The sequence below is a fragment of the Roseburia sp. TF10-5 genome (genome assembly GCF_003462365.1).
GTDB classification, from domain to species: Bacteria; Bacillota; Clostridia; order Lachnospirales; family Lachnospiraceae; genus Roseburia; species Roseburia faecis.
Window position 1 is genome coordinate 94,594 of sequence record NZ_QTYW01000002.1, and the last position, 18,305, is coordinate 112,898.

Annotated in this window: 16 protein-coding genes; 1 reads left to right on the forward strand and 15 read right to left on the reverse strand. The window is 46.6% G+C overall.

Annotated features, from left to right (window positions below):
• Positions 1-17 precede the first annotated feature (17 nt).
• A complete protein-coding gene (locus DXD06_RS02530; RefSeq protein WP_022046866.1) occupies positions 18-1,061 on the reverse strand; it encodes an aldose epimerase family protein in 1,044 nt (347 codons plus the stop codon).
• Between the two features lie 146 nt (positions 1,062-1,207).
• On the opposite strand from DXD06_RS02530, the gene DXD06_RS02535 reads away from it, so the two are divergent.
• Positions 1,208-1,786: a hypothetical protein gene (locus DXD06_RS02535; protein WP_022046865.1), complete on the forward strand. Its 579-nt coding sequence runs from the start codon at positions 1,208-1,210 to the stop codon at positions 1,784-1,786.
• Positions 1,787-1,846: 60 nt separating this feature from the next.
• On the opposite strand, the gene DXD06_RS02540 is transcribed toward DXD06_RS02535, so the two are convergent.
• The 14 genes from DXD06_RS02540 to DXD06_RS02605 all read right to left on the reverse strand — a co-directional run bounded on the left by DXD06_RS02540 (position 1,847) and on the right by DXD06_RS02605 (position 18,247).
• Complete coding sequence (locus DXD06_RS02540; RefSeq protein ID WP_117830535.1) at positions 1,847-2,041, reverse strand: hypothetical protein; 195 nt, start codon at positions 2,039-2,041, stop codon at positions 1,847-1,849.
• A gap of 53 nt (positions 2,042-2,094) precedes the next feature.
• The gene (gene cobI, locus DXD06_RS02545; RefSeq protein WP_117830536.1) at positions 2,095-3,648 is read right to left on the reverse strand and encodes a precorrin-2 C(20)-methyltransferase; all 1,554 of its coding nucleotides are present in this window, start codon (positions 3,646-3,648) and stop codon (positions 2,095-2,097) included.
• 1 nt (position 3,649) lies between these two features.
• On the reverse strand, positions 3,650-5,077 hold the full coding sequence (locus tag DXD06_RS02550) for a cobyrinate a,c-diamide synthase (protein ID WP_117830537.1): 1,428 nt from the start codon (positions 5,075-5,077) through the stop codon (positions 3,650-3,652).
• A gap of 13 nt (positions 5,078-5,090) precedes the next feature.
• Entirely contained in the window at positions 5,091-7,154 is a 2,064-nt protein-coding gene (gene cobK / locus DXD06_RS02555) for a precorrin-6A reductase (protein ID WP_117830538.1), read from the reverse strand.
• Between the two features lie 27 nt (positions 7,155-7,181).
• Entirely contained in the window at positions 7,182-7,916 is a 735-nt protein-coding gene (cobJ, locus tag DXD06_RS02560) for a precorrin-3B C(17)-methyltransferase (RefSeq protein ID WP_117830539.1), read from the reverse strand.
• Positions 7,917-7,937: 21 nt separating this feature from the next.
• Positions 7,938-9,026, reverse strand: coding sequence for a cobalt-precorrin 5A hydrolase (locus DXD06_RS02565; RefSeq protein WP_117830540.1), 1,089 nt, complete (start codon positions 9,024-9,026; stop codon positions 7,938-7,940).
• The gene (gene cobM, locus DXD06_RS02570; protein WP_117830541.1) at positions 9,023-9,844 is read right to left on the reverse strand and encodes a precorrin-4 C(11)-methyltransferase; all 822 of its coding nucleotides are present in this window, start codon (positions 9,842-9,844) and stop codon (positions 9,023-9,025) included. The genes DXD06_RS02565 and cobM overlap by 4 nt, the downstream gene beginning before the upstream one ends.
• Complete coding sequence (cbiD, locus tag DXD06_RS02575; protein WP_117830542.1) at positions 9,841-10,947, reverse strand: cobalt-precorrin-5B (C(1))-methyltransferase CbiD; 1,107 nt, start codon at positions 10,945-10,947, stop codon at positions 9,841-9,843. Before cbiD ends, cobM begins: the two co-directional genes overlap by 4 nt.
• Positions 10,948-10,971: 24 nt before the next feature.
• A complete protein-coding gene (locus DXD06_RS02580; protein ID WP_117830543.1) occupies positions 10,972-11,610 on the reverse strand; it encodes a precorrin-8X methylmutase in 639 nt (212 codons plus the stop codon).
• Complete coding sequence (locus tag DXD06_RS02585; protein ID WP_117830544.1) at positions 11,597-12,694, reverse strand: pyridoxal phosphate-dependent aminotransferase; 1,098 nt, start codon at positions 12,692-12,694, stop codon at positions 11,597-11,599. Before DXD06_RS02585 ends, DXD06_RS02580 begins: the two co-directional genes overlap by 14 nt.
• A 108-nt stretch (positions 12,695-12,802) precedes the next feature.
• Complete coding sequence (locus DXD06_RS02590) at positions 12,803-13,891, reverse strand: NAD(P)H-dependent flavin oxidoreductase (protein WP_117830545.1); 1,089 nt, start codon at positions 13,889-13,891, stop codon at positions 12,803-12,805.
• 220 nt (positions 13,892-14,111) lie between these two features.
• Entirely contained in the window at positions 14,112-15,710 is a 1,599-nt protein-coding gene (locus tag DXD06_RS02595; RefSeq protein ID WP_022046851.1) for a DEAD/DEAH box helicase, read from the reverse strand.
• Positions 15,711-15,752: 42 nt separating this feature from the next.
• Positions 15,753-17,387 carry a tetratricopeptide repeat-containing diguanylate cyclase gene (locus tag DXD06_RS02600; RefSeq protein WP_117830546.1) on the reverse strand — a complete coding sequence of 545 codons (1,635 nt, stop codon included), beginning with the start codon at positions 17,385-17,387 and terminating at the stop codon, positions 15,753-15,755.
• Positions 17,388-17,491: 104 nt separating this feature from the next.
• Positions 17,492-18,247, reverse strand: coding sequence for a M23 family metallopeptidase (locus tag DXD06_RS02605; protein ID WP_117830547.1), 756 nt, complete (start codon positions 18,245-18,247; stop codon positions 17,492-17,494).
• Between the last annotated feature and the right edge of the window lie 58 nt (positions 18,248-18,305).

Sequence of the window (18,305 nt, forward strand, 5' to 3'; positions counted from 1 at the left end):
ACATCCTGTATTTATATCTATGCAATCGAAAATGCATAGACCGTTTTTGTATCATATGATTTTCCGGCTTCTGTCAATGGTGTTGTAAAATTTGGCTCATTGATGGAATTTGGAAAATACTGTGTTTCCAGACAAAAAGCATCCCGCTCTTTGCATACTGCTCCGCCCTGCACTTTCTGTCCCTGAATGAAATTCGCAGTGTAAAGCTGCATACCGATACAATCCGTAATCACGTCCATCTTTATGCCACTCTTTGTACTGTATGCGGTGGCAATCTTTTCAAGCCCTGCCCGCTCCTTATCCAGAACAAAATTATGATCGTATCCATGGCCGTAAGAAAGCTGATCATTTGCCTGCTCAATATCTCTGCCCATCGGCTTTGCTTCCCGGAAATCAAACGGTGTTCCATCCACTGAAGCAATCTCACCGGTCGGAATGGATTTTGCATCAATTACCGGTGTGTAATGAGACGCGCGGATCTGCAGAATCTGTTCCATGGCACTGCCGCTTCCGGCACCATTCAGATTGAAATATGCATGATTTGTCATGTTAAAAATCGTTGTCTTATCCGCTGTTGCATGATATGTAATGGAAAGTTCGTTCGCTTCAGTTACTTCATACGTTACTTTCATAACTGCATTTCCCGGATATCCCTGCTGACCTTCTGCATCCTTAATTACAAATGTAATTTTGTCTGCCGTCTGTTCCTCAGCATCCCACAGACGTCTTGAAGTCGCCTGTGAACCACTGTGCAGATTATTTTCATTATCGTTTTTCTCAAGCTGATAGGTAACTCCATCGATCACAATTTCCGCATTTGCAATACGATTGCAGTTTCTTCCAACAACTGCTCCAAAACTGGCCATCTGCTGCTGATAAGTCTCTGCATTTTCATAACCAAGGACCACATCTGTATTTTTTCCGTCCTTATCTTTTACCACAAGTGATACAATGGATGCTCCAAAATCTGTAATCTGTGCATACATCCCCTTCGTATTGGAAATAGTATAAAGTGTTGCCTCTTCTCCATCTGCAAGCTTTCCAAATGCTTTTCGTTCCATAACTGTAATTGCCTCCTGAATTCATCTACTCTGTTCCTGTCTATATAAAATATTTTACCTTGTTTGGGTTAAGAAGTAAAGAACAAGTGCCGATGTAAATAGTAAAAATATAGAAATTATAACCTTTTTAAGAAAGGATGTTTATTATGTCCACAAAAGTTTCCTCTGGGGTATCATTATCCACGAATTATTTTTTAAGAAACTTCTATACAAATAATCAGAAAGCAGCCAAAACCTCCGGTCGGTCCGGTTACAGTAATGTGGAGCTTTCCTACGAAGACAGCCGTGCTTTAAACAGGGCTGCCAAGCGGCTTTCCAAAAGTGATTTTGGTTCCGACACGGATGAGAAAGACGATGATCTCAATGATACATCGAAGGCTGCCATTGAAGCCTTTGTGGATACTTACAACTATACGGTCACTTCCGGGAAATCCAGTTCCGACTACGAAACCAAACGTTATGTCAAGCAGCTTAACACGCTGAGTAAAAAACACGCAGACGAACTGGAAGATTTAGGTATCACGATAAACAGTGATGGCACTTTGGATCTCAACAAAGACCTTCTGAAAACCGCCAATAATTCCAAGGCACGAAAGCTGCTCTCTCCGGATCAGGAATATCCGCAGAAGCTCGTCAAGCTTTCCCGTAAGATGAATTCCGCTGTACAGGAGAACATTATGTCCTTGATTAGCACGCAGAATATGCATATTGACATCTCCTTATAAAACGCAAAACAAAAGCAGGTGATACGGTTCGTATCACCTGCTTTTGTTATTTCACTGTTCTTATAGGAACTCATCCTCTTTTGGCCAGAGATCTCCCTCATTTAATCCATGTTCGATCAGCCAGCCGTCCTCCACAGAAAAACAGGTTTCTTCTTCTTTTTCATTAATCAGAGTCACTGACACCTTCGGCCGCTGCCCTTCTGCCAGTTCCTCACACCCATACTCTCCGTCAAAAATGTGCTTGATCTTCCACATATGACACTCCTTTTTTCCAGACATTAAAAGATTTTTCTAAAATCAAACGTTTTCTATTGTACCACATGTTCCTTCACAATCACAGTTGTCAGATATCCTTTTGCCTGTTCCAGTTCATCCAGGCCACAATACACCTGTTCATTCTCCATGCCGCAATTGGATATTCCATAAATGTCCTGGTGCGCTCTGCTCTCTTTATCCTGCATCGATTCCCGGAGCACCCGTAATAACTCTTCGAGTTTTTTCCCGGATTTCATATAAATGCGTGTACCATGAAAACCGAGTGACTCACGCACGTCATACGCCGCCGGAATAATATGGATTTCCTCATCTTTTTCTCCCAGAGAAATCCCCAGTCTTGCCGCTACTGCACAAAACGACGGCACACCACTTACGATCCGCGCCTCCCAGCCGGCATCTGCTGCACATCTGTGCATATACATATAGGTAGAATATATCCCCGGATCTCCAATTGTGAGCATTCCTACCCGCAATCCCTGTCGGAGATAATCTTCCATGGCATCATAAATCCGTTTGTGTGCCAGTTCCAGTTTCTGCGCATCTTTGATCATCGGAAATGGCATACAAAGAAGCGGCATATCTGCAATTTCCGGACAAACCTGCTCCACGATCCGATACGCATAACATTCCTCTTTTGACACCGCCGGAAGCACAATAAGATCACAGCTGCGAATCGTTTCCAGTGCCTGTAAGGTCATAAGTTTCGGATTTCCCGGTCCCACACCGATTCCATAAAGGATACCCGGACGATTTTCTGTTGTTAAATCACAAAATAATTTTTTTGTTACCTGTCGCAAATGAGTCAGATACACCTCCCGGACAGCCGGATACTCCCCAATTCCCCGAATCACACATTCCGGCTGGTATCCGGCCGCCTGCAATTTTCCGGCAAAGGAATCCGCATCCGGCTGCTCCCCGTCCTGCATGCCGCCTGCCATATCATTATTTGCATGTTCTCCCGCCACCAGCATAAACGGTGTAAGAAGCACTTTCCCGTTCTGTCTGCTCTGCGGCCCGGACTTCATCCGTGCAATCACATCTTTAATGGTAATACTTCCCTCCACTGTTGCGATATAGATTTCATGCTTTGCATAAGCACGCAGCGACTGTTCCATCATCGCATAACTGGCATCTGCCGCATGTTCGGTTCCATGCCCCATCAAAATCAATGGGAAATCTCCCACCTCTTCCTTCAGCGACTCCCACAGTGCTTTTGCCACATCCTCATAATCCTGCGGTTTTGCCAAAAGCGCATCGGCAACTGCAATCTGTTCGAAAGCACCGGCATATTTTTTCGCCGCTTCCTTGAGTCTGTGATTTTCAATTCCGTCAATCACATGGGTAGGAAATACAGCTACATGCGTCACTCCCTGTTTTTTCATGCTTTCGAGAGCTTCCGTCGGACTCTTTGCTTCTATATGCTCGCGCTTTTTCATTGCGTTACGCACAATCGTACTCGAGACAGCTTCCTCTACCACGGCATCCGGATACAATGCCCGGACCTGCCGCGTGATGGCTGCAATATTTTTCTGCCGGGTATCCGGATAGGTTGTTCCAAAACTCACAATTAAAATTGCTTTTTTCATGTTATTTTGCATTCCTCTCTCTGTGATATAAGCGTGCTGCCTGTACAAAGTGTTCCACAAATGCCGGATTGGACGGATAATACAAATGTGGATAACCCCACCAGTTTCTGTCGTCCTCGTGGATACATGTCCAGGATGTTCCGCTTACCGGTTTGACCGCCACGCAGCTTTCTCCATTGTTATCACTGTCATAGTAATGAAATTCATGTGCACGGACAGGTTTTCCCGCCAGGAAATGGGACGTCTGTTCCATCACATTTACATAGCCAAAACGTACAAGTTTTCCCCTGTTATGACAGCTGCCCGTTATGACCCCTGCCATCGGCCAGTTTTCTCCTTCTTCATCTGTCATGGATTCATGCAAATACATAAACCCGCCGCACTCTGCCACGGACGGCATACCATTTTCAATTGCCTCCCGGATGGAATTGCGCATGGAGACATTTTCTGAAAGCTGCCGGGCACACAGCTCCGGATAGCCTCCTCCCAGAAGAAGCGCATCCGCTTCCTCTGGAATTTTTTCCTGTCCAAGCGGCGAAAACCAGACGAGTTTTCCACCATACGCTTCCAGAAGCCGCAGGTTATCCTCATAATAAAAACAAAATGCCTCATCTTTTGCAACTGCAATAACCGGACATTCCTCCTGCTGTTTTTCCTTTTTCTGTAAAACCCCTTTGTCTTTTCCCGGTTCCTGTAATTTAGGCAGTTTCGTTTTTCCGTCCCGAAACGCATGTAAAAGTGCCCAGCTTTGCAACAGCTGCAGCATCCGATCCAGATCTGCGGTCTCTTCAAGTTTTTCCGCAGCCTGATTGACCTGCTTGCGCAGACCTTCCATTTCCTGTGGCATTTTCAAACCCAGATGCCGGCTCTCCAGATGCAGATTTTTCTGTACCGGAAAACATCCCAGCACCGAAAGGCCCAGTTCTTTCTCAATCACCGGCGTCATTGTCCGGCAGAACCCTTCCGATGTGCGGTTTAATATCACACCAATGATCCGGTGATCCCTGTCATACTGTAATATCCCTGCCAGAAGTGCCACCATCGTGCGCCCCATCCCACGGGCATCCAGCACAAGCACAACCGGCAGATCCAGGGTCTGTGCCAGATGATAGGCGGAGCCCTCTTTTTGTGTGCCTCCTAGGCCATCGTATAATCCCATGGCTCCCTCGATCACCGAATAAGAGAAGCTCTCTCGGTCATATCCATACAGTTCCCGGATCTGATCTGCCCCTGAAAAAAACGTATCCAGATTGCGCGACGGTACACCAATCACCTGACGGTGAAACATGGGATCAATATAGTCTGGTCCGCTTTTGAACGCACGAACTGCAAGTTTTCTGTTTTTCATTGCTGCCAGCAACGCACAGGTGATTGTCGTTTTTCCACTGCCACTTTGCGGCGCTGCCAGTACCATTCCACTGTGTAACATAGTTCTCTCCTCATTATGCCATCGTCAGCACACAGATATATACGGGGTTCTCAGCCTGCATCAGATGATAGGTTCCCACGGTTTTTGCCCTGCTGACCTGCACCTGTATGATTTCTGTCTGCATTTTCCCTGCAGCAAGTTCTGTAATCTGAGCCACGGTTTCAAGACTTATGGCATTGACAACCACACGTGTCCGTGGATTCTTCTCCCAGATGACATGCAGAATATCCGCAAGGCGTCCACTGCTTCCCCCAATAAATACATGTGTCGGAGGTTCCAGTGGTTCCAATATTTCCGGTGCTTTCCCATCCACCGGAATCACATTTGCCAGATGAAATTTTTCCAGATTCCGGCGCAGAAGCTGCTGTGCTGTGGCTTTTTGCTCAATGGCGTACACACGAATCCCCGGACTGCACGTTGCACATTCCACTGCAATCGATCCGGTACCACTCCCCACATCGTATACCACAGCATCTTCTGTCAGGCCAAGTTTGCATAATGAAAGTGCACGCACTTCTTCCTTGGTCATTGGAACCGTTTTTTCCCCTTCCACGACACGCAAAAATGATTCATCGGACATCCCTGGAACAAGACGTCTTTTTTGCACATTTTCATTGCATAATAACAGGGTATACAGACCTTCTTCTTTTGCATTTTTTGCCTCTTCATACGATAGCTCGCGGATTTTTTCTCTGTCATAAGAGAGCTGAAATCCAGCAATAATGCGGGTTTGCGTCAATTTTTCTTCTTCTATCCAGCATCCGATCCGTCGGACATCCTCCACCCCGGAAACCAGCAGAAATGTCTTGGGAAAATGCCGGATTGCATCGAGAACGAGTGCTCTGGTCTCTGCGGTATCTTTTTTCCCGTGGATACTTATAATTTTTGCATCCTGCCAGGCAATTCCCGTTGCCGCAGAGAGGTAGGAAACGGATGAAATTCCTGGAAAAATACGAATTTTTTTGTAATTATTTTTATTTAATCCTGTTTTTATTTTTTCTGTTCCACTGTAAAATCCAGTATCTCCGGAAAATAATATGGAAACTTTCAGCTTCTGGCCATCCATTTGGGATTCCTTTTGTCTTAAAACCGGTAAAATATCTTTTGCGAGATAAAAAGGATAGGTTTCCTTACTGTTTTCCACCACTTCGAGCATCCGTTCTGCCCCAAAAACCACATCAGACTCTTCCAGCGCTCTTTTTGCTTCCTGTGTCAGTGTCGCTGCACTCATACCGATGCCAATCAGGGAAATTTCCACCTCCGGACGACCGGAAATCGTATGTCCAAGCAGACGGGAAAGTGTTTCGGTTACCTGTGCATAAGACATTCCCTGCTCCTGTTCCTGTTTCCCGATCACGCATGCCGTAATACCTGCCTTCTGTGCTGCCGCAAGTTTTTCCTGAAATCCGCTGTGCGCACCACTGGCTTTTGTAACCAGATAGCGGATCGAAAACTGATGGATCATTGCCAGATTCATTTCCTCCGAAAACGGGCCCTGCATCGCAAGAATCTGCTTTCCGCGGATACCCGCCTTTTCACAGAGACCGATACTCTCCAATCCGGGAAGCACACGCACAAACAAACGCTCCTTCAGGGGTGCAAATACCGCCAGCTCTTTGCTTCCGGTTGTCAGAAGAATGTTTCCAGATGTGTCCGTAAGTGCCTGGACACAGCTTTCATAATCGGCAAACACATGCACGGTTCCAGCGCGCTCTTTCATGCTTTCGTTTTCCGGTATGCTACAGATTCCATCGTCCATTCGCCGCTGGAGACGCAGATATGGAATTCCACTTCCTTTTGTACTCTCCCGGATGTTGGCAGACACTTCTGTGGCAAACGGATGCGTAGCATCCACGACTGCCGCATAGTTGTTCTGTCCGTTTTTTTTCAGCAGGGCGCGCATTTCCTCTACGTCCAGTCTTCCTACACAGACCTTCACCCCGGCAAGTTCCGGCATGACCATCTGACCGTATTCGGTTGCTACATGCACATCACAGGCAATATGTGCCCGTGAAAGTTCCTGTGCGAGAAGACGACCTTCCGTTGTTCCCGCATAAATTAACACTTTCTCTGCCATCTTATTCCTCTTCCCCGTTTTCTGCTGCTATATATGGTATCCTCTCGGTGTCACAAGCTTTCCGTCGATAATTTCCGTCTGGGAATTCCCGATAAATACCGTGGTAAACATGTTTACCTGTGTATGCACCAGTTCCGCCATGGGAAGTGTTACGGCTTTCGTATCATCGCGTCCGATATTTTCCACATACCCACAGGCACGCTCCGGTTCCACCCCGTGTTCCATCAGAATTCTGCAGGCACGCTCCAGATAGTCTGCCCGTTTATGGCTCGACGGATTATAAATTGCCATTGCAAAATCTCCCTCCGCGGCTGCAATCAGCCGCTTTTTAATCCTCTCCCACGGGGTGAGAAGATCACTCAGGCTGATCACGCAAAAATCATGGTTGAGAGGAGCCCCAAGCACTGCCGCACCGCTACTTGCTGCTGTTATTCCGGGAATTACTTCAATGATACAATCATCATATAATTTTCCGATTTCCAGCATCAGGGATGCCATCCCGTAAATTCCGGCATCTCCGCTGCAGATCAATGCCACTTTTTTGCCTTCTCTTGCCTTCTCGAAACACATCTGGCAGCGTTCCCGCTCCTGCCGCATCGGTGTAGACAATAATTCTTTGCCCCCGAACCGTTCCCCAAGCAATTTCAGATATACGGTATAACCGATGATCACATCACTGGCTTCTAACACCTGCATGGCTTCCTGCGTCATCATATTTTCCTGTCCCGGTCCCATACCGACCACATAAATCCGGTGTTTCATTTCTTTCTCCTTCCTTTCGTCTCACACAAACTGCAATACGATTTTCTCCCGTTTTGCCACGGCAATGGTCACGCCATCCATAGCCTGCTTATGTATCAGCAAACTACCTCCGTCTGCTGCAGCGACCGCAGCACGCTCACACACATTATCCACTCCCACTGTCTGAGCCACAAACGCGGATACGGTGAAATCACCCGGCACTTTTTTCAGTTCTCCGGCAGAAAAAACGACAAACGGTACCCGCAAATGCTGTGCCAGTTCCTGCAGACCGGGTTCTTTTTCCTTCACATCAACCGATGCCAGGGCATAGATATCATCCAGGTCTATTTTTCTGCTATCCACCAATGTTTTTATCATTTGTTTTATCTCGTTATAACTTTTATTTTTTCTGCATCCCATGCCAAGTACGGCTGTTTTCGGAGCTAAAACAAGCGTTTTACGGTCTTCCTGTGGCTCTTTTTTTGTAATCCACACATCCACAGCATGTTCCGCCTGTGCTTCGTTCCACGAAATCAGCTTTACTTCCTTTGGCGACTGTAATTCTGCCACCTCCTCCGGGGACATACATGCCGGATCTACCGCCATCACAATGATTTCGCCCTGTAACAGTTTTCCGGACACATGCCGGATCGCTTCGGGGTTACACACCCGCAGGCCATTTTTTCTTGCAAACACATCAACGGCAAAAAGCCCATTCACGTCTGTTGCCGTCGTCACAACCGCAGCGGAATGCAATGATTCTGCGATCTGCTGCGCCAGTTCATTGGCACCACCCAGATGTCCGGACAGCACCGGAATCACAAACTGTCCGGCCTCATCCAGCACCAGTACCGGACTGTCCACGGTTTTGTGGCGGATCAAAGGTGCGATGGCCCGTACGGCAATCCCGAGAGCTCCAATGAAAATCACGGGAAACTGTTGTGCAAAAGCCTCCTCCAGAAAATCCGGAAGTGACCGGTTTCCTCTTTCTCTTATCTGTATCTTTGAAACCGCAGGGTGACCACCGTAACGGCTCTGCCAAAATCCATACGAAACAGAAAGTGAAAGTTCTGTGATTCGTGCCGCAAGCTCTCTTCCACGTTCCGAAAACCAGGTCATATACAGGATCATTCCGGTAACTCCTTTCCCGCATCCGTGTCACGCATTAATCTATCGTCTTCTGCGTTTTTTGGTGTTTTTGCCTTGCGGAATTCAGTTGTAAAATCCGGTGCGTAGAGTCTGGAGCGCGTATAATGCTGATTTGATATTACATCTCCGACCAGCACCAGAGCGGTTTTTGTAATATTATATTTCTTTGCCACCTCCGGCAGCTCCTGCACAGTACAGATATATGCTTCCTCGTCCGACCAGGTTGCCTTGTACACCAGTGCCGCAGGTGTATCCGGCTCATATCCGCCATTTACAAGGCGCCGTGATAATTCCTCCAGCATTCCGGTACTCAGATAAATTGCCATGGAAGCATGGTGTGCGGCAAAACTCTCAATACTCTCCTTTTCCGGTACCGCCGTCCTTCCGGCCATCCGGGTGATGATCAGTGACTGTGACACATCCGGAAGGGTATATTCCAGATTCAGCGATGCCGCTGCTCCAAAACAGGCACTCACACCCGGACAACTCTCATACGCAATCCCCTTCTGATCGAGAATATCCATCTGTTCCCGCACCGCTCCGTATATACTGGGTTCTCCCGTATGAAGTCGAATCGTGATTAAATTATTTTTTTCTGCCTGTTCCATCACCGAAATAACCTCTTCAAGTGTCATTTTGGCGCTGTTATGAATCTCACAGCCCTCTTTTGCATAATCGAGAAGCTGTGGATTGACCAGCGAACCGGCATAGATGATGACATCTGCTTTCTGCAGCAGACGCATTCCCCGCACAGTAATCAGATCCGGTGCTCCGCTTCCTGCTCCGACAAAATAAATCATAGCAACCTCCTGAGTAATTCTTCTGCTTTTGCAGTCATCCCAAGCAGCCCGTAGGTATTGGAATAGACAATACACTCGATCTGTAACCGACCGGCCGCACGTTTTTTCAGATAGAAATCAATTTTTTCCATGGTATCTTCCATAACATCTTCTTTTTTACCTTCGGCATCAATAAACGCAAGTGCTTCCTCGGTTGTGACGCAATCTAAAATCTTCTTTAAACATTCTAAAGATACATTTTCACGGATGCCTGCTGCCGCTAAAAGTTCCATCCGACAATCTCCCTCATGGGAATGGGTGTTCATAATGCCTCCCGCCACCTTAATCAGTTTTCCAATATGTCCGGTCAGAAGCATTGCACAAAATCCCAGTTCCGCCGCCATATCGATCGTCTCACCGATAAAATTACTGCATTTCACACTGCGGTCAAGATCATATCCATAGGTCTGCTGCATGAAATCCAATCCATAATTTCCCGGTGAAACTGCCGCAATGGTCTGCCCTTCTGCACGCTGCTGGCGGAGTTCCACACGGATGGTCTCCTTAAGTGCCTGACTGCTCATCGGTTCCACAATTCCTGTCGTCCCCAGTATTGAGATTCCCCCGACAATCCCCAGTCTTGGATTAAACGTACGCTCTGCAAGTGCTTCCCCATCCGGCACAGAAATCAGAATATGCAGTGTTCCGTGAAAATCACAAATCCGGCACACTTCCTGCACTTCCCGGGTGATCATTTCCCGCGGCACATGATTGATTGCGGCATTGCCTACGGGCTGATCAAGTCCGGGTCTCGTCACACGGCCCACACCCTTTCCTCCGTCAATCTGCAGAAGTTCTTTTTCTCCATCCCCACGGTTGTCCGCGGTGACCGTGGCACAGATTTTACTTCCGCTGGTCACATCCGGATCATCGCCGCCATCCTTGACCACAGCGCAGGAAACCTGAGATTCCCCGCGCACGATATCCGTCACTTCCGCGGTGTATGGAATTCCTTTTGGGGTCTCAATCGTTATACAGTTTTTTATTTTTCCCGTCAGAAGCATATATGCCGCAGCCTTTGCAGCTGCGGCAGCACAGCTGCCGGTTGTAAATCCGTACCTCACACCAGATACGCCTCCTTCTTTCCTTTATACCGGCCGGATCTGATATAACAGTGCGTTTACGATTGCTGCCGCTACATTGCTGCCGCCTTTTCTACCGCGGTTGACAATATGCGGCACATCGGTTTTTAAAATCAGTTCTTTTGCCGCCTCTACATTTACAAATCCCACCGGAACTCCAATAATAAATGCAGGACGCCAATCACTTTTCTGCATCAGTTCATAGAGCGAAATCAATGCCGTCGGCGCATTTCCCACGGCAAAAATTACAGGTTTGTCAATATGTGCTGCATGTTCCATGCTGACCGTCGCACGTGTCACCTGCCGCGTCTTTGCCTCCCGCGCCACATCCTCATCTGCCATAAAACAATGCACCGTTCCTCCAAATTCCCCTAACCGTTTTTTGTTGATGCCTGCAAGCGCCATATTGGTATCCGTGACAATGTCAGCGCCACCTGCAATCAGTTCTTTGGCAATCTGCACGGCATGGGGAGAATACGTCATCGTCTTTGCATAATCAAAATCCGCACTTGTATGGATCACGCGCTTTGTCACCGGCTCCTGTTCCGGCGGAAGCACGATACCACGCTCCTTTAGTTCTTCCCCTATGATGGCAAAACTTCGTTTTTCAATCTCTCCCGGAAGAACATATTCAATGTTTTCCATAACGTTTTTCTTCCCCTTTCTTCTTTATATCCAGCAATGCCTCAATCAGTTGTACATTTTCCGGATGACCTTTTACGGCAATTCTGTAAAAGTCCTGTCCCAGTCCTGTATAGTTTGCGCAGTTTCGGATCAGAATTCCTCTTTCCAGCAATAATCTGTACAGTGGAAGTTGTGTTTTCAGCAACAAAAAATTAGCTTCAGAAGGAAAAATTTTCATTTGATCTCCAAACATTTTTGTTAACTCGTGTTTTAAAAAGTGCTTTTCTTCCTGAATCAGCTCAATCGTATCCTTCAGATACTTTCTACGACTCCAACCAGGAAGCGAATCATTCAGAATATCCATGCCGATCCGCTGCGCAACCACAGATACATTCCACTCCGGCAGCTGATGCGCAATTTTTTCACAGATATCTTTCTGCGCCAGCAGATACCCCAGCCGGATTCCCGGAATCGCATAGATCTTTGTATATGCCCGCACGACAATCAGATGCGGATATTTCCAGATCCAGGAAACATATCCTTCCGTCCCCGTGAATGCAATGAAACATTCGTCCAGCACCACAGTAATCTGTTTCTTTTCACACACGTCAAGAAGCGTCTCCAAAAGAGACGCTTCCATTTTGTTTCCCGCCGGATTCGCTGGATTCGCCAAAAATAATAAGCTGATTCCATCCAGATGCCTGCACAATGACTCCATCTGTGCCATATCTATGGCAAAATTATTTTCTTCCCGCAACGGGATACTGCATACCTCGGCGCCCACTGTCTGAGCCGCCCAGGCATATCCCGAAAAAGAAGGAGCCAAAATGCCCACCCGCTTCGGGCGCAGTGCATGCACAATCGCAACAAATAATTCGGATGCTCCGTTGCCACACACTACTTCTTCTGTTGAAAAACCATAAAGTGCTGCAAGCCGTTCCCGCAACAGCACATTGTCATACTGTGGATAACGGTTGCTGTGAACCGCCGCTTCCGCCATCCGTTTCTGCAATATCTCTGGCAGCGGCAGCGGATTGGTATTTACAGAAAAATCATATGTGATCTGATTTTGATAAATATCTCCCCCATGTGCGGCCACCGTCATGCTGTGTGTTCTCCTTCTTTCCTGTTTTCCCGTATCTGCATTACTGCTTTACTTCATATTTTACTACAGGAATTCCTTGATTCCAAGGAAAAATCACACAAACCCTTTTTACTGTATATTTCCCATCAGCTCCTGCATCAGATGATGTACCGTAGTAATCTCGTGAATCCGTCCCGTATTCGCCCCACAGAATACCAGACCGTTTTCCACATCCCCACGCACGGCATCGATCAACGCTTTCGTAATACAGTAAGGAACTTTCTGCGGACTGCATTTTTCCAGACAGTTGTAACACTTACTGATTGGCAGCTTTGCGCGCTTTACACGATCGATAAACTTATTGCGCAGTGCACGTCCCGGCATACCGACCGGACTTTGGATAATCTCGATATTTTCCTCACTGGCGTGAATATACGCCTCCTTGTATGCCTCCGATGCATCACATTCTTCGGTTGCGACAAAGCGGCTGGCAATCTGTACACCATCCGCGCCGAGATCCAGCGCATGCGAAATATCTTTCTGATCAAATATCCCGCCGGCCACAATGACCGGAATATTTTTCTGATACCGCTGTTCGTATTCCTTTTTGCAGTCGATAATCTGCCGGATCTCTCCGTCAAAATTAATGGCATCCATATGTGCCAGCTGTTCATTGGAAAACCCCAGATGCCCGCCGGCTTTCGGTCCCTCCACTACAATAAAGTCCGCCGTGCGGTCATAGCGGTGCGCCCACATCTTCAATATCAGCTGGGTTGCACGCTTCGAGGATACAATCGGAGCTATCTTTGTCCGGCAGGTTTTGCTGACAAGCTCCGGCAGATTCATGGGAAGCCCGGCTCCACTGATAATCACATCTGCCCCTGCCGCAACTGCTGCCCGGACATGCTCTTTGTAATGCTTTAATGCAACCATAATATTGACACCCACAAGTCCGTTTCCACAGGCAAGCTCCTTTGCTTTCCGAATATGTTTTTTGATGGCTTTTAAGTTACAGCCTGCCTGATCATTCTCGAAGCCTTCTTCATCGTAGCCGATCTGCGCAGTAGAAATGATACCTACACCGCCCTCCTTTGCCACAGCTCCCGCCAGATGGCTTCTGCTGATTCCTACCCCCATGCCACCCTGGATGATCGGAATTTTTGCAATCAGATCCCCGATCTGCAGTTGTTTCAACTTTGATGTATATGTGCTTATCATGCACGTTTCCTCCATATACCGAAAATTGTTTGACTATCAAACAATTTTCAGTATATGGCAATGTGGTTTCTTTGTCAACATGTATTTGTTTTCATTTCTTTTATACGTAGTTTTATTTACTACTTTCATATCTGATATTTCTTCTAAATGCAAAAACCGTGGGTTTCCGATTTCACTGAAATCCTGAAAACCCACGGTATCTGGCATGTCGTCTTATCCTCTATCGTGCATTTGCCGGCTCCACGTTGACCGACTTTCCTTTGATCTTTACATTTTTCATGGCTTTTAATACATCTTTTCCATACTCCTGCGGCACCTCGACAAATGTGTAATTATCATACATGTCAATTGCCCCCACAAGTTTGCCCGGAATCTTTGCCTCTCCGGCTACAGCCCCGAGAATATCTCCCGGGCGGATCCGCTGGCTCTTTCCGATGTTAATGAACAGACGTACCATCCCTTCCTCGGCTCCGGTATCTCCTGCTAATGCATCATCAAATTCGTGATCCTCCTTTGATAATTCCACTCCTCCGATTGCCTGTTTTAAAAACGCAGCTGCAATATCCATCGCGGTATAATCAGAGTTGTTCACCTGCTGCTCTATCAGCTCGATCATATCGCGCAGATCTCCGTCCTCGATAATCTGTCCGATGCCGTCAAGAATCTTATCCGCCTTGATCGCTGCCACATCATCCGAAGATGGGATTGGCTGCGCCTTGATCTTTGTCTTGCAATAGCGCTGGATCTCTTTGAGTTTGTATACTTCCTTGCCCTTAACGAAATTAAACGCTTTTCCGGTACGGCCGGCGCGTCCGGTTCTTCCGATCCGGTGCACATAATATTCATTGTCCTGTGGCAGGTCATAGTTGAATACCGCTTCAACATCATCCACATCAATTCCACGCGCTGCGACATCGGTTGCAATCAGGATATCTGTTTTCCCATTTCGGAATTTTTTCATCACTCGGTCACGCTGCACCTGTTTCATATCGCCATGAATTCCCTCTGCTGCATAGCCGCGCCCCTGTAATTCCGATGCCAGTTCATCCACCATGCGCTTGGTATTACAAAATACCAGCGAAAGCTTTGGATTATAATAATCCAGCAGGCGTGTCAGCACTTCCATCTTATCATTTCTGCGCACATCATAATAATACTGGTCAATATTCGGAACCGTCAGTTCTTTCTTCGTCACCTTGATTGTAGTCGCATCATGCTGGAATTTTCTTGTGATTTCCAGAATCGGCTTTGGCATAGTTGCCGAAAAAAGTACGGTCTGCCGGTCTTCATCCGGGATATAGGATAAAATTGTTTCTATATCCTCGCGGAATCCCATATTAAGCATCTCATCCGCTTCATCCAGCACAATCGTGTTAATATAATCACAGCGAATGGTTTTGCGGCGCAGATGATCCATCACACGCCCAGGTGTTCCGATGATGATGGTTGCCCCACCTTTTAATGCCTTGATCTGACGGGAAATATCCTGCCCTCCATAAATGGGAAGCACTTTGATCCCATGCATATATTTTGCAAGTTTCCGGATTTCTTCCGCGCTCTGGATGGCCAGTTCTCTTGTCGGAGAAAGTACGATTGCCTGCGTTTTTTTATTATTTGGGTCCACTTTCATCAAAAGAGGGATTCCAAAAGAAGCTGTCTTTCCGGTTCCGGTCTGTGCCTGACCAATCACATCTACCCCACTCATCACAACCGGAATCGCCTGTGACTGGATGGGTGTTGCCTCTTCAAATCCCATCTCTTTGATTGCCCGCAGAAGCTGCGGATATAACCCTAATTCTTCAAATTTAACTGTTTCCATTTTCATCCTTTTCTTTTTTGCCAGGTTTCGACTGCCATGCCGCTACAATGCAGTTCCCATGGTCACGTCTTCAGTTTCATCAAGCCCCCCTACACAATAATTGTTCCGGCTGAATTTCTTCACCCGGTAAAGCATATTATCTGCTGCATGCAAAAAATCCCAGCTGCGGTTTCCCTTGCGCGGGATTCCCCAACAGACTCCCTGCGAAATCGTCACTACGGGAAGTGCCTTGGAAAACCGGTGCTCCATTTCCAGTGCAAGTACACGTCTGCGCAGCTCCTCTGCATAGGAAACTGCCTGTTCCCATGTCACATTCGCATAGATAATGACAAACTCATCCCCTCCATACCGTGCACAGAATCCTTCCGCTTCCTCCACCAGATTACGGATTGTATTTGCGATACTTACCAGACACCGGTCTCCTTCCTGATGTCCGTAATTATCATTATATTCCTTAAAATAATCAATATCGAGTATTTCCATCGCAACCGGAATATCATTCTCCTGCGAATAGGCAAACACCTCTTCTGCATAATCATTCAGACGGAACCTGTTTGCCATACGCGTCAACGGATCCTGCTCGGAACGCTCCTGTAATACAAGATTCTTTCGTTCCGCCTTCATTCTGGCTTTGCGCATATTTTCCAGATTTTTGCGCAACGTAATCATACTCGAAAGCATGTTGCGCGTCACTACTTCATTCCGTTCAGACAATTCATAGTAAAGCCCTGCCGCCTGCAGATATTCCGCATTCTGGTTATGCTTCCGGTAAAATTTCATCTTCAGGGACAGAACTTTCAGCTGCAGATTAATGATCTTAAAATTCACCACCTGTGGTTCGATTACTTCAATGATACGCCAGAACGATTCATCCTGGTCCGTTTCCAGCAACACCAGACAACAACGGTAATAATCCGAAAAAAAGTCCAGTACCGTCAGATTATCCGGAAGATTCTGATGGATCATCTGAATACTCTCATTCCGCTTCTGTACATCTCCCATCTTGTGATAATAAATTACATCCACGATGTCGATAAACAGCCGCTCTGTAAGGGCAACCTGTTCCCAGCCATCTTTATGCAGATACTCCAGATATGGTTTTGCTTCCTGTAGACGATCCTGCAGGATCAGACATTCTGCCATATTTCCATAAAAAGCATACATATAAAAATTATACTTTTCATCCTTCTGTTTTGTCTGCAAAATCTGATAAGCTTCTAAAAAAGAATTCTCGGAATCTGCATAATGCCCACACTCCAGATACAATAACCCCATATTGATCAGAATCATAATCTTTTGCATTGGAAGATCATATGTATCACTGTCCTTAAGACCATTCATATAATAGTCAAGCGCAAGCGATGGATTTCCTCTGCTCATGGATGCGATTCCCAGAAAATTGTAACAACGCACCACAAGTTCCCATTCCTCTGCACGGTCCAGATACGTCAGTGCCTCTGTCATCATATGGAAAAAATGTGCTCCGTCATTTAATTCATAATAGATTTCCCCACCATAAAAGAAACCGAATCCCATCAGCTTTGGATCATCTGTTTCCCGTCCATACGCTATGATATCCCGACAGCATTCCAACACCACGTCCGCATTGGTTTCCCGATTTTCCAGAACTGTATGAATCCACTGTTGTACGGTTGTATTGTACTGGTTAAATTCCATATTTTATCCCTCTTAAGCTGAGATACCTCTTGATTATGTACGGTTTTTTCGCATAAAGCTCCAAAACCGTTTACATTTTATTGTATTAGAAAAAACTATGAATGTCAATCCAGCGTATCCATCGCCATCTGCGGAAGATACTCTTTCGGATCCACAGCTTTTCCATCTTTTTTCAGCTGAAAATAGACGTTACTGCCTTCGGTTGTATAATATTTTGTCGGCTCACTGACATATCCCAGCACCTGACCAGCTTCCGGCGTATCCCCTTTTGCAAAATTCAGTTCCTTCAACTGTCCGTAAACCGCAGCATATCCGTCACCCAGATCCTGTATCACCGTACATCCCGTCTCTTCATTTTCCTGAATATCTGTGATTTTTCCCTTTGCCATTGCAAATACTTTGTCATTGACTTTTCCGCTGATCACCATAGCAGGATTGCATCGGTACTGCTCTAACGTGGGAAAATAAATGGTGGAATCCATGCTGTAATCCAGAAGAACATCTCCCTCAATTGGCCAGACCGCAGAACTCTTGTCAAAATGCTGTGTCACGGTGGCTGCTGTCTCTACTGTTTTTTCTTCGTCCTGTTTCTTCTCTTCCTCCTGCTGTGTTTCTTCCTGTTTTATTTTTTCCTGCTCTGCCAGCTTTAACGCCTGTTCTTCCGCTTTTTTCGTTGCATCTTCCACACTTATTTCCGGTTTCACTTCATAGGAAGCCGGTGCCTCCTGCTGGGTCTGTGCCGCAATTTCCTGTTCTGCTTCCCTGCGTTCTTTTCCTTTATCCGTGGCATATACACTGACAAATCCAATCACTCCCGCTACCAGACACGCGACAGTGGCTATATACTGTTGTTTTCTCATTTGGCTTACCTCCATCATCATTTCGTTTTATGGTCTTTGATGATAGTATGGACTGCCC